The sequence below is a fragment of the Lysobacter gummosus genome (genome assembly GCF_001442805.1).
Lineage (GTDB): Bacteria > Pseudomonadota > Gammaproteobacteria > Xanthomonadales > Xanthomonadaceae > Lysobacter > Lysobacter gummosus.
The window spans coordinates 793,650-805,516 of record NZ_CP011131.1 but is presented as its reverse complement, the minus strand read 5'-3'; the positions used below and the strand labels follow the sequence as shown (position 1 = coordinate 805,516).

Below are 11,867 nucleotides of genomic sequence, written 5' to 3'. Positions count from 1 at the left end.
AGCGATCATGCGCCGGCTACCCTTGAGTCTGGTGTTCAGTGCGATCGCGCTGGCCTATCTCGCGGTCGGCGCGGCGGCGACCTTGTGGCTGTCGCAGTATCTGGCGCGGCCGTGGCTGGCGTTGGCGATCGTGCTGGCGGTGCTGGCGCCGCTGCTGGTCTATCAGGTGCGGCGCGCGTTCGCGCCGATGAATTCGCTGTTCCGCGCCCTGGCCGGCTCGGTCGCCAGTTATCGCGACGGCGATTATTCGATCAGCTTCAACTGGTCCGGCAAGGGCGATCTGGGCGAGCTGGTCGCCAGCCACAACCGCCTGGGCGACGCGCTGCGCGAACAACGTCTGAGTCTGGTGCAGCGCGAACTGCTGCTCGACACGATGGTGCAGAACACGCCGGTGGCGATGATGCTGGTCGATCCGTCGCGGCGCATCGTCCACGGCAATCTGGCCGCGCGCAAGATGCTCGGCGAAGGCCGCAGACTGGAAGGGCAGGATTTCCGCGAGCTGTTGTCGCGCGCGCCGGTGCCGATGCAGGAAGCCATCGAACGCGGCGGCGACGGCATGTTCAGCGTCGGCGATATCGAGAACGAAGAGATCTACCACCTGTCGCGGCGCATCTTCCGTCTCAACGGCCGCGCCCACGAACTGGTGCTGCTGCGCCAGCTCACCGCGGAACTGCGCCGGCAGGAAGTGCAGACCTGGAAGAAAGTGATCCGGGTGATCAGCCACGAGCTCAACAACTCGCTGGCGCCGATCGCCTCGCTCGCCCATTCCGGCGCCGAGCTGGTGCGGCGTGGCCAGTACGAACGGTTGCCGACCGCCCTGAAGACCATCGAAGAACGCGCGCGCCATCTGGAAGGCTTCATCCGCGACTACGCGCGTTTCGCCAAGCTGCCCTCGCCGCGGCTGGAGCCGATCGAATGGTCGCGCTTCGTCGAACAACTGCGCAGCCAGGTGGATTTCGCCTACGACGGCGTGCAGGGCGACGCGATCGCGCGGGTGGACGTGGCCCAGCTCGAACAGTGCCTGATCAATCTGCTCAAGAACGCGCACGAATCCGGATCGCCGGCCGATGAAGTGCGGCTGCAGTTGCGGCGAGTGCAGGATGCCTGGCGCATCGACATTCTCGATCGCGGCACCGGCATGAACGATGCGGTGCTATCCAACGCGCTGCTGCCGTTCTATTCGACCAAGCGCAACGGCACCGGCCTGGGACTGGCGCTGGCGCGCGAGATCGCCGAAGCGCACGGCGGCCGCATCGCCCTGCTCAATCGCGACGGCGGCGGCCTGTGCGTGTCGATGGTGTTGCCGGATTGATCGCGAGCCGGAGCGGACCGCTCCGCGCCGCTCACCCCTTCGCCTGATCAGCCGGCTTTTTTCGCCGCGCTCTGGCGGCGCTTGGCCGCGCGCGCGCGCTCGGCCGATTGCGCGGCGTGCGCCTGCAGGATCGCCGGCAGCAATCCGGGGAAGCGCTGTTCGATATCGGCGCAACGCGTGGTGTTGTGCATCTCCACCCCGCGGCGCTCGCTGCGGATCAACCCGGCCTCGCGCAAGGCGCGAAAATGCAGGGACAGCGTGGACTTGGGGATGTCGCGGTCGCTGATCTGCAGGAAGTTCGAGCAGTTCATGGCGCAGGCCGACCCGGCGATCTGGGCATAGATCGCCGCGCGCACGGGGTCGGACAGTGCGTGGAGAACGCCCTCCACGGTGATGTCCTCGATCGAGGGGTGCACCAGCGGTTTCATGGCGCCATCTTATCGGCCCTTGATTTCTAGTTCAATAGTTCATATGTTTTGAACCATTGGAATTTAACCCCACTTCACCCACCCCCACAGGAATCAACCGTCATGAGCAACAAACTCGCAGGCAAGGTCGCCCTGGTCACCGGCGCATCCAAGGGCATCGGCGCGGCCATCGCCAAATCGCTGGCCGCGCAGGGCGCGTCGGTCGCGGTCAACTACGCCTCCAGCAAGGCCGGCGCCGACGCCGTGGTCGCGGCCATCGAAGCGGCCGGCGGCAAGGCCATCGCCGTGCAGGGCGACGTGTCCAAGGCCGCCGACGCCAAGGCCATCGTCGATGCCACGATCAAGCAGTTCGGCCGTCTCGATACCCTGGTCAACAACTCCGGTGTCTACGCGTTCGCGCCGCTGGCGGAAATCACGGAAGAACACTTCCACCAGCAGTTCAACGTCAACGTGCTCGGCCTGCTGCTGACCACCCAGGCGGCGTCGCCGCATCTGGGCGAAGGCGCCAGCATCATCAACATCGGCTCGGTCGTCAGCCGCATCACGCCCGCCGACAGCGCGGTCTACACCGGCACCAAGGGCGCGGTGGACGCGATCACCGGCGTGCTTTCGCGCGAACTGGGCCCGCGCAAGATCCGGGTCAATTCGCTCAACCCGGGCATGATCGAAACCGAGGGCACGGTGTCGGCCGGCTTCATCGGTTCGGACTTCGAAACCTGGGCGGTCGGACAGACGCCGCTGGGCCGCATCGGCCAGCCCAACGACATCGCGTCGATCGCGGTGTTCCTGGCCTCGGACGATTCGTACTGGCTCACCGGCGAGCAGTTGCTGGCCGGCGGCGGTACGCGCTGAGGCAAGGCGAACCTCCGCGATCGCGGAGGTTCGATCCATCGCGCTGCGCGCCGCGGTTTCGATCGCGGCGCGCAGCGCTTTTTTTTGCGTATGGGCGATGCAGCGATGTTCGACGCGCGGCCTGCGCGATATCGCAATCGATAAGCGATGGCGCCGTGCATTCACTGCATCGCAGTCGCGGGCGATGCCGCCCGTATCCACCTCGCCGCAATGGCCGGGTAAGCGCCCCTTGGTATCGCGGCGAAGTTGCGCACGTGATCGCATCGCGCGCGAAGCATTGAATCTACGATCGTCGATGTAGGGGAGTGGCCTTCGTCTCCGTTTCTAGACAGGAGGGTCGTGAACCTCAATCGCGACAGGACGTTCGCGCCCGTCAAATCGAATGTTTTTTCCAAAAAACAGAACAGGAGATTCGCCAATGCTTCGCAAATCTACGCTTTTGGCCGCCGGTCTAATGGCATTCCTTGCAAGTTTCGCGGCTTGCGCGCGCAACGTCGTATTCCTGAACAATCCATCGCCGCAGGACGTGAAAGACGTCGGGCACTATGTCGTCACAAGCACCGGCAAGCCGTTCTTCTCCGACCTGGTGCTGTTCGCCGCCAACATCAACGGCAGCACGCCCAACTCGCCCGTGCTGTACTACAACTCGCAGATGAGCGCGATCCTGAACGACAACATCGACATCGTGCGGGAGTTGCAGCAGAAGGGGATCAAGGTCCAGATCTCGTACCTGGGCAATCACCAGAACGCGGGCTGGTCGTGCAACATGACCACCAAGGCCGCGACCAAGCTCGGCAACGCGATGGTGGCCGAAGTGGTGAAGTACGACCTCAACGGCATCAGCGTCGATGACGAATACTCCACCTGTTCCGGCAACGCGACCGCGTTCTATAACGTGCTCAAGGCGATCCGCGCCAACCCGTATTTTTCCGGCAAGACCTTGAGCAAGGCGCTGTGGTCGGACTCGCAGTATTTCAGCGCGCCCACCAACGCGGCCACGCAGCTCACCGAAGGCTATGAGATGACCTACGGCGGCAGCGTCAGCTATCTCGCGCCCTATGTCGGCTACGGCATGCTGAAGAGCAACCTGTTCCTGGGCATCTCGCCGCAGTTCAGTTCGGCCTCGCAAGCCGGAACGATCGCCGGCAGCGTGTCCAGCAACGGCTATCAAGGCGTGATGATCTGGGCGCCGAACGCTTTCCTCGACACCACCACGGCCGCCGCCTACTACACGCAGATCGTCAAGGCGCAGGTGGGCTCGACCGAGACGGTGACCTACGTTCCCTGATCGCGCTCGCCGAAAGGCAAGGCATCGGTTCGTAAGTGTTCGATGATCGGCCCCACCGCGACATCGCCGGGGCGTATCAGAAACTCGGGACGCCGATCGGCGTCCCGAGTCTTCGCAACGAACGGTTTGCCCGGAGCCTCGCGCCCCGCCGCCGCTCAGCCCTGCGGCTTTTTCTTGACCGGCCGCTTCCAGCCTTCCACCGTGGTCTGGTGCGCGCGCGCCACGGTCAGCTGATCCGCCGGCGCCGGCTTGGTGATGACCGAGCCGGCGGCGATGGTCGCGTTGCTGCCGATCGTCACCGGCGCCACCAGCGAGGAATTGGAGCCGATGAAAGCGCCGTCCTCGATCGTGGTCACCGACTTGTTCACGCCGTCGTAATTGCAGGTGATGGTGCCGGCGCCGACGTTGACGCCCGCGCCGATCACCGCGTCGCCCAGATAGGTCAGATGGTTGGCCTTGCTGCCCACGCCGATCTTCGCGTTCTTGGTCTCGACGAAATTGCCCACGTGCGCGCCGTCGGCGAGCACGGTACCCGGACGCAGGCGCGAATACGGGCCGATCTGCGCCGCGCCTTCGACCACCACGCCGTCGAGATCGCAATGCGCGCGCACCAAGGTGCCGGCGCCGAGCTTGACGTCCTTGAGCCGGCAGAACGGCCCGATGATCACGCCGTCGCCGAGTTCCACCGTGCCTTCCAGCACGACGTCGACATCGATCTCCACGTCCTGGCCGACGCGGACATCGCCGCGCTGGTCGAAACGCGCCGGATCGGCCAGGCGCGCTCCCTGCACGCACAGCGCACGCGCGGCGCGGCGCTGGTACGCGCGTTCTAGCTGGGCCAGCTGCCAGGGATCGTTGGCGCCTTCGACTTCGATCGGATCGGCCACGTGGACCATTTCCGCCGGGCTGTATTCGGCGGCGGCGGCGGCGAACACGTCGGTGAGGTAGTACTCGCCCTGCGCGTTGTCGTTGCCCAGCCGGTCCAGCCAGCGCCGCAGCGGTTCGCCGTCGGCGACCAGGATGCCGGTGTTGACGGTGCGGATCTCGCGCTGTTCCTCGCTGGCGTCCTTGTGCTCGACGATGCTGCCGACCCGGCCTTCGGGATCGCGCACGATGCGGCCGTAGCCGCTGGGATCGTCCAGGTCGGCCACCAACACCGCCAGACGCCCCGGCGAGTCCAGCAGCGACTGCAAAGTCTGCGCGGTAATCAGCGGGACATCGCCGTACAGCACCAGCACCCGCGCGTCCTGCGGCACGCCCGGCATCGCCTGCTGGACGGCATGACCGGTGCCCAGGCGCTGCGCCTGTTCGGCCCAATGCAGATCCGGCTGGTCCTGGAAGGCCTGCCGCACCTGTTCGCCGCCGTGGCCGTAAACGACGTGGATGCCAACCGGGCGCAGCGCGCGCGCGGTGTCGATCACCTGGGCCAGCATCGGCCGGCCGGCGATCTTCTGCAGCACCTTGGCCGTCGCCGACTTCATGCGCTTGCCCTCGCCTGCGGCGAGAATGACGATGTGCAACTGGTTCATCGACTCATGAGCCATGTATGAAACCTTCCTTACATTCGGTTGCTTGACGTGGGCCCCCCGTCAGGGCCGAATCTTACCAACTGCCTTACTCAGGACTATGCATGCCCGCTGAGCGCGCTTCCCGGCGGACCGCCGCGCTGGTCGCCCTATTCTTCACCGCGATCGCCACCATCGCGCTGCGCCAGGACGCGAACTGGGATCTGCGTAACTATCACCTGTATACGCCGTTGGCATGGCTGGAAGGCCGGCTGGCGGGCGACATCGCGCCGGCGCAGCTGCAGAGCTGGCACAACCCGATCGTCGATATCCCCTTCGCGCTGATGGTCCGCGCCGGCCTGGGCGGCGTGCCGATCGCGATCTGGCTGGCGATTCCCAGCCTGCTGGCGCTGTATTTCGGCCTGCGCCTGCTGGACACGCTGATGCCGGCGCAGCGCAGCCGCGCGCGCACCTGGATCGCCGGTTTCGTGGCGATCACCGGCGCGGCGGTTTATCCGGGCACGGCGGCGATCTTCAACGACCATATCGTCGCCGCGTTCATGCTCGGCGCGCTGCTGTGGCTGGCGCAGTCGCAGCAGCGGCGCGGGCCGGTCGCGACCTGGCTGCCGATCGGGCTGATGGCCGGCGCCGCCGCCGGCTTCAAGCTGACCGGCGTGACCTATTGCCTGGGCTTCATCGCCGCGGCCGCGGTGGCCGGGCCGGTGCGGCAACTGCCGCTGCGCATCGGCGCGCTGGCAGTCGGCGGCGGCGTCGCCGCCGCGCTGTGCTGGGGGCCGTGGGGCTGGTACCTGTGGCAGCACCACGGCAATCCGCTGTTCCCGTATTTCAATCAATGGTTCCTGTCGCCCGACACCATCGCCGATTCCTGGCGCGATAAGCGCTATCTGCCCGAGAGCGCGGTCGAGGTCCTCGACGCGCCGCTGCGCCTGCTGCGCCGCAGCCGCGACTTCTCCGAACCGCTGCTGGCCGACCCGCGCGTGCTGCTGGGCCTGTGCGCGCTCGCGGCGTGGCTGTGGCTGCGCCGCGATCGCCGCATCGAGGCGGCGCAGGCCGTTCCAGGCCCGGCGCAGGCCGATCCCGAACTCATCGCCGCCGAGCAAAACGCCGCCGCGCTGCGCTGGCCGCTGCTGGCCTTCGTCGCGGTCGGCTATTTCTCCTGGCTGACCTTCTACGGCATCTACCGCTACCTGATGCCGCTGGAACTGCTGTTCTCGCTGCTGATCGTCGGCGTCGTGTCGATGCTGTTCGCCCAGCGCTGGACCCGCACCGCGATGCTGATCGCGATGGTGCTGGTGATCGCGCCGACCAAGCATCCCAACTGGGGCCGCGACCCGTTCCGCTCGCCGATGATCGAGGTGACCTTCCCGGCCTTGCCCCAGGGCAGCATCGTGCTGACCAGCACCGAGAATCCGATCGCGCACGCCGTCGCCTTCCTGCCGCGCGAGGTGCCGGCGATGGCGATCCGCAACAACTTCATGGACCCGCAGCGCTGCACGCGCCTGCAAGAACGCGTGGAGCGCACCGTCGCGACCCACCCCGGCCCGTTGTGGCTGCTGCGCCCGGTGCGCGTGGATCACCCCGCCGCCGAACGCATGGCGCTGTACGGCCTCAGCGTCGGCGGCGCCTGCCTGCCGGTCGCAGACAGCCTGGCCGAGATCGAACTGTGCCCGCTGGCGCGCGCGCCGTTCGCGCCGATTTGCGTGGCGGGGAAATAGGACTCGCCGCCGCTGCAGTGATGGGTGCATGACCGCCGGCCGTCGTCGCGATTCGATCGCGCGACGGCGCCGCTCTGCGCACGCGGAACCGCGACACGCGCGAGGCTTACTCCGACTTGCGATGCACCACTTGGTCGGTAATCAGCCGCAGGATTTCGTTCGAGCGCCGATTCACCGTATCCAGGATCAATCCGGTGGCGAGCAGGATGAACGCGGTCAGCGCCAAGGCCGCGGCGAGCACCGCGGTCGAGGGATGGCTGACTTCGCCGGTCAGGCTGAACTCGTGGAACACGAAGGCGCCGAAACCCAGGCTGGCCAGTCCGGCCAGCAATGCGGCGCTGCCGAAGAACAGCAGCGGGCGCAGGTCCTTGTAGAGAAAACCGATGGTGCGCAGCACGCGGAAACCGTCGCGGAAGGTGCTGAGCTTGGATTCGCTGCCTTCCGGGCGCACGCCGTAAGGCACGGTGCGCTCGCTCAGCACGAAGGCGTTCGCCATCGCGAACACGGTCATCTCGGTTTCGATTTCGAAGCCGCGCGAGAGCACCGGCATGGATTTGACGAAGCGGCGCGAGAACGCGCGGTAACCCGAAAGCACGTCGCGCACCGGCTGACCGAACAAACGGCCGATGCTCCAGCGCACCAGCTTGTTGCCGAAGCCGTGGAAGCGCCGGAACGAGGCGCTGTCGTGCTGTTCCAGGCGCGTGCCCACGACCATGTCGGCGCGGCCTTCGATGATGTCTTCGAGCAATTCGCCGGCGTGGTCGGCAGGATAAGTGTCGTCGCCGTCGACCATCAGATAGACGTCGGCCTCGACCTCGCGGAACATCGCCCGCACCACGTTGCCCTTGCCCTTGGCCGACACCCGGTACACCTGCGCGCCGGCCTGGCGCGCCAGTTCGGCGGTGCCGTCGGTGCTGGCGTTGTCGAACACCCAGATGTCGGCCTGCGGCAGCGCGCGGCGGAAATCGGCGACGACCTTGGCCACCGTGCGCGCTTCGTTGTAGCAGGGGATCAGTACCGCGCTGCGCACTACCGCCACTCTCGATATCCGGATCGCGCGATGGTACAGGGTCTGCCGTGGAGCGTCTGGCTAGAATACGGCCATGACCGTAGCCGCCCCCGTCCTGCCATCGCGCCCGCTTCCGCCATGCCCGCCGCCGCGTCCGGCCGCCGGGGCGCGCGCGTGAGCCTGTCCCGGCAGGGCCGCAACTACCTGATCTTCGGCGCGCTGCAGTACTGCGTGGACTGGAGCGTGATGGTCGGCCTGAGCCATCTGGGCATGCCGGTGGAAGCGGCCAATCTCGCCGGCCGCATCAGCGGCGCGATGCTGGGGTTCTGGCTCAACGGCCGCTTCACCTTCGCCAGCGAGAACACCGCGGTCGGCAAGCGCCAATTCGGCCGCTTCGTGATGCTGTGGCTCGGCACCACCCTGGTCAGCACCTGCGCGATCAGCCTGATCGACACCTACGCCGGGCTCAAGTGGACGTGGGCGGCGAAGCCGGTGATCGAGGTGATACTGGCCGGCGTCGGGTTCCTGGTGTCGCGGCATTGGGTGTATCGCCGCTAGCCGCGCGAAGCCGTCGCGGCTAGCGCGCGCCTGAAACGAAAAACGCCGGCGCGAGGCCGGCGTTTTCGTAAGCGGCGGTGTATCGCCGGCTCAGTGCTTCATGCTCTTGCGCAGACGCTCCAGCGCCTGCAGCTGCGCCATCGCTTCGGCGAGCTTGGCCTGAGCCTGGGCGACGTCCATCTGCGGGCCGCGGTTGGCCAGCGCGCGTTCGGCTTCTTCCTTGGCGGCGCGCACGGCGGCTTCGTCGATGTCCTGCGCGCGGATCGCGGTGTCGGCCAGCACGGTCACGACCTGCGGCTGCACTTCCAGGATGCCGCCGGACACGGCGAAATCCAGCTGTTCGCCGCTGGGCAGGGTCACCACGACCTTGCCCGGCTTCAGGCGCGTGATCAGCGGCGCGTGACGCGGCGCGATGCCGAGTTCGCCGATCTCGCCGGTGGCGACGAGCAGCGTCGCCTCGCCGTGGAAGATTTCTTCCTCGGCGCTGACGATGTCGCAACGGAACGTGGTTGCCATAAAAAAACGCCTCTATTCATTGTCCCCCTCTCCCGCAAGCGGGAGAGGGCAGGGGTGAGGGCACACGGGGCAAAAGCGCGAACGTCACTTAGGTCAAACGAGCAACAGCGCCCTCACCCTAACCCTCTCCCGCTGCGCGGGAGAGGGAACCGTGGGTTTAGCCCACGCCCATCTTCTTGGCCTTCTCGACCGCTTCCTCGATGCCGCCGACCATGTAGAACGCCTGCTCCGGCAGGTGATCGTACTCGCCGTCGCAGATGCCCTTGAAGCCGCGGATGGTGTCCTTCAGCGACACGTACTTGCCTTCGGCGCCGGTGAACACCTGCGCGACGAAGAACGGCTGCGAGAAGAAGCGCTCGATCTTGCGCGCGCGCGACACGGCGGTCTTGTCCTCTTCCGACAGCTCGTCCATGCCCAGGATCGCGATGATGTCCTTGAGCTCTTTGTACTTCTGCAGCGTCGACTGCACGCGGCGCGCGGTGTCGTAGTGCTCGGCGCCGACCACGTTCGGGTCGAGCTGACGCGAGGTCGAGTCGAGCGGATCCACGGCCGGGTAGATACCCAGCGCGGCGATGTTGCGGCTCAACACGACGGTGGCGTCGAGGTGGGCGAAGGTCGTCGCCGGCGACGGGTCGGTCAGGTCGTCCGCGGGCACGTACACGGCCTGGATCGAGGTGATCGAACCGGTCTTGGTCGAGGTGATGCGTTCCTGCAGCACGCCCATTTCTTCCGCGAGCGTGGGCTGGTAGCCCACCGCCGACGGCATGCGGCCGAGCAGTGCCGACACTTCCGTGCCTGCCAGGGTGTAGCGGTAGATGTTATCGACGAAGAACAGCACGTCGCGGCCCTTGCCGCTGGCGTCCTTTTCGTCGCGGAAGTACTCGGCCATGGTCAGGCCGGTCAGCGCGACGCGCAGGCGGTTGCCCGGCGGCTCGTTCATCTGGCCGTACACCATCGCGACCTTCGAGTCCTTGAGGTTCTCGAGCTGGATGACGCCAGCTTCGGCCATCTCGTGGTAGAAGTCGTTGCCTTCGCGGGTGCGCTCGCCGACGCCGGCGAACACCGACAGACCCGAGTGCGCGCGGGCGATGTTGTTGATCAGCTCGAGCATGTTGACCGTCTTGCCCACGCCGGCGCCGCCGAACAGGCCGACCTTGCCGCCCTTGGCGAAGGGGCACATCAGGTCGATGACCTTGATGCCGGTTTCCAGCAGATCGTTGCCCGAGGACTGGTCGGCATAGGCCGGAGCCGCGCGGTGGATTTCCCAATGCTCGGTGGCGTCGATCGGACCGGCTTCGTCGATCGGCTCGCCGAGCACGTTCATGATGCGGCCCAGCGTGCCCGCGCCGACCGGCACGGCGACCGGACGGCCGGTGTTGGTGGCGATCAGATTGCGCTTGAGACCGTCGGTGGAGCCCAGCGCGATCGCACGGACGATGCCGTCGCCGAGCTGCTGCTGCACTTCGAGGGTGATGGCGGTGTTCTCGACCTTCAACGCGTCGTACACCTTCGGCACCGACTCGCGCGCGAACTCGACGTCAACGACCGCACCGATGATCTGAACGATCTTGCCCTGGCTCATGGTTGTAACTCCAGCTAACTTTGTTTGATTCGTTTGTCGGGAATGGGGAATTGGGAATCGGGAATGGGAAGTCAAAAGCCTTTGCTTTTGTCGATTCCCTATTCTCGATTCTCCATTCCCGGCTTAAACCGCCGCGGCGCCGCCGACGATTTCGGAGATTTCCTGCGTGATCGCTGCCTGACGGGCCTTGTTGTAGACCAGGTTCAAGGTGCCGATCAGCTTGGTCGCGTTGTCGCTGGCCGACTTCATCGCCACCATGCGCGCGGCATGCTCGGACGCCACGTTCTCCAGCACCGCCTGGTACACCAGCGACTCGATGTAGCGCGTCAGCACGTGGTCGAGCACGGTCTGCGCATCGGGTTCGTAGATGTAGTCCCAATCGTGCTTGGCGACCTGCGTCTCCGGCGCCGGCAGCGGCAGCAGCTGATCGAACGCCGCGCGCTGGGTCATCGTGTTGACGAAGTCGTTGTAGCTCAGGAACACGCGATCGATGGTGCCGCCGCTGTAGGCGTCGAGCATGACCTTGATCACGCCGACCAGCTGCTCCAGATGCGGCTGGTCGCCCAGGTGGGTGACCGAGGCCAGCATGTTGACCTTGATGCGGCGGAAGAACACCGAGGCCTTCTGACCGATGGTGACCACATCGACCTCGACGCCCTGTTCCTGCCACTTGCGGATTTCGCCGAGCAGCTTGCGGAACAGGTTGTTGTTGAGGCCGCCGGCCAGACCGCGGTCGGAGGACACGATCACATAGCCGACGCGCTTGGGATCCTTGCGCTCGACCATGTACGGATGCTGGTAGTCGGTGTTGGCCTGGGCCAGATGACCGATCACCTGCTTGATCACGCGCGCATACGGACGCGAGGTCTTCATCCGATCCTGCGCCTTGCGGATCTTGGAAGCCGAGACCATTTCGAGCGCGCGCGTCACCTTGCGGGTGTTCTGCACGCTCTTGATCTTGGTTTTGATTTCTCTGCCGCCGGCCATTACTCGCTCCGCTCGTGGGATTGGGGATTGGGGATACGGGATTCGTCAGAGCGGGGACCGGGTTCGGCGCTGCCGAATCCCGAATCCCCAATCA

The 11,867-nt window shown here is 66.1% G+C and carries 11 protein-coding genes; 5 read left to right on the top strand and 6 right to left on the bottom strand.

Annotated features, from left to right (window positions below; all coding sequences use genetic code 11):
• Positions 1-7 precede the first annotated feature (7 nt).
• Positions 8-1,312 carry a sensor histidine kinase gene (locus LG3211_RS03260; RefSeq protein WP_057941574.1) on the top strand — a complete coding sequence of 435 codons (1,305 nt, stop codon included), beginning with the start codon at positions 8-10 and terminating at the stop codon, positions 1,310-1,312.
• A 47-nt stretch (positions 1,313-1,359) separates the two neighbouring features.
• Here LG3211_RS03260 and LG3211_RS03255 read toward each other — a convergent pair whose 3' ends face one another.
• Positions 1,360-1,740 (bottom strand): ArsR/SmtB family transcription factor, encoded by a 381-nt coding sequence (locus tag LG3211_RS03255; protein WP_057941573.1) that lies wholly within the window; start codon positions 1,738-1,740, stop codon positions 1,360-1,362.
• 102 nt (positions 1,741-1,842) lie between these two features.
• On the opposite strand from LG3211_RS03255, the gene LG3211_RS03250 reads away from it, so the two are divergent.
• Together LG3211_RS03250 and LG3211_RS03245 are read left to right on the top strand one after the other, a co-directional pair.
• The gene (locus tag LG3211_RS03250) at positions 1,843-2,592 is read left to right on the top strand and encodes a glucose 1-dehydrogenase (protein WP_057941572.1); all 750 of its coding nucleotides are present in this window, start codon (positions 1,843-1,845) and stop codon (positions 2,590-2,592) included.
• A gap of 454 nt (positions 2,593-3,046) precedes the next feature.
• Positions 3,047-3,880: a glycoside hydrolase family 18 protein gene (locus LG3211_RS03245; protein WP_057941571.1), complete on the top strand. Its 834-nt coding sequence runs from the start codon at positions 3,047-3,049 to the stop codon at positions 3,878-3,880.
• 155 nt (positions 3,881-4,035) lie between these two features.
• Here the strand turns inward: LG3211_RS03245 and glmU are convergent, their stop codons facing one another.
• The gene (gene glmU / locus LG3211_RS03240) at positions 4,036-5,409 is read right to left on the bottom strand and encodes a bifunctional UDP-N-acetylglucosamine diphosphorylase/glucosamine-1-phosphate N-acetyltransferase GlmU (protein WP_057941570.1); all 1,374 of its coding nucleotides are present in this window, start codon (positions 5,407-5,409) and stop codon (positions 4,036-4,038) included.
• Positions 5,410-5,510: 101 nt separating this feature from the next.
• Between glmU and LG3211_RS03235 the strand changes: the two genes are divergently transcribed.
• On the top strand, positions 5,511-7,121 hold the full coding sequence (locus tag LG3211_RS03235; RefSeq protein ID WP_057941569.1) for a glycosyltransferase 87 family protein: 1,611 nt from the start codon (positions 5,511-5,513) through the stop codon (positions 7,119-7,121).
• Between the two features lie 106 nt (positions 7,122-7,227).
• Here LG3211_RS03235 and LG3211_RS03230 read toward each other — a convergent pair whose 3' ends face one another.
• The gene (locus LG3211_RS03230) at positions 7,228-8,160 is read right to left on the bottom strand and encodes a glycosyltransferase (RefSeq protein WP_222837567.1); all 933 of its coding nucleotides are present in this window, start codon (positions 8,158-8,160) and stop codon (positions 7,228-7,230) included.
• 144 nt (positions 8,161-8,304) lie between these two features.
• On the opposite strand from LG3211_RS03230, the gene LG3211_RS03225 reads away from it, so the two are divergent.
• The gene (locus LG3211_RS03225; RefSeq protein ID WP_057945240.1) at positions 8,305-8,688 is read left to right on the top strand and encodes a GtrA family protein; all 384 of its coding nucleotides are present in this window, start codon (positions 8,305-8,307) and stop codon (positions 8,686-8,688) included.
• Between the two features lie 90 nt (positions 8,689-8,778).
• On the opposite strand, the gene LG3211_RS03220 is transcribed toward LG3211_RS03225, so the two are convergent.
• From LG3211_RS03220 to atpG, 3 genes are all read right to left on the bottom strand, one after another.
• Positions 8,779-9,204 carry a F0F1 ATP synthase subunit epsilon gene (locus LG3211_RS03220; RefSeq protein WP_057941567.1) on the bottom strand — a complete coding sequence of 142 codons (426 nt, stop codon included), beginning with the start codon at positions 9,202-9,204 and terminating at the stop codon, positions 8,779-8,781.
• A gap of 157 nt (positions 9,205-9,361) precedes the next feature.
• Positions 9,362-10,786 carry a F0F1 ATP synthase subunit beta gene (atpD, locus tag LG3211_RS03215; RefSeq protein WP_057941566.1) on the bottom strand — a complete coding sequence of 475 codons (1,425 nt, stop codon included), beginning with the start codon at positions 10,784-10,786 and terminating at the stop codon, positions 9,362-9,364.
• Positions 10,787-10,909: 123 nt separating this feature from the next.
• Complete coding sequence (gene atpG, locus LG3211_RS03210) at positions 10,910-11,773, bottom strand: F0F1 ATP synthase subunit gamma (RefSeq protein ID WP_057941565.1); 864 nt, start codon at positions 11,771-11,773, stop codon at positions 10,910-10,912.
• Positions 11,774-11,867: the final 94 nt, after the last annotated feature.

Coding starts and splice junctions, on each gene's coding strand:
- LG3211_RS03260 (WP_057941574.1), top strand. CDS start 8: ATGCGCCGGCTACCCTTGAGTCTGGTGTTCAGTGCGATCGCGCTGGCC.
- LG3211_RS03255 (WP_057941573.1), bottom strand. CDS start 1,740: ATGAAACCGCTGGTGCACCCCTCGATCGAGGACATCACCGTGGAGGGC.
- LG3211_RS03250 (WP_057941572.1), top strand. CDS start 1,843: ATGAGCAACAAACTCGCAGGCAAGGTCGCCCTGGTCACCGGCGCATCC.
- LG3211_RS03245 (WP_057941571.1), top strand. CDS start 3,047: ATGGCATTCCTTGCAAGTTTCGCGGCTTGCGCGCGCAACGTCGTATTC.
- glmU (WP_057941570.1), bottom strand. CDS start 5,409: ATGAACCAGTTGCACATCGTCATTCTCGCCGCAGGCGAGGGCAAGCGC.
- LG3211_RS03235 (WP_057941569.1), top strand. CDS start 5,511: ATGCCCGCTGAGCGCGCTTCCCGGCGGACCGCCGCGCTGGTCGCCCTA.
- LG3211_RS03220 (WP_057941567.1), bottom strand. CDS start 9,204: ATGGCAACCACGTTCCGTTGCGACATCGTCAGCGCCGAGGAAGAAATC.
- atpD (WP_057941566.1), bottom strand. CDS start 10,786: ATGAGCCAGGGCAAGATCGTTCAGATCATCGGTGCGGTCGTTGACGTC.
- atpG (WP_057941565.1), bottom strand. CDS start 11,773: ATGGCCGGCGGCAGAGAAATCAAAACCAAGATCAAGAGCGTGCAGAAC.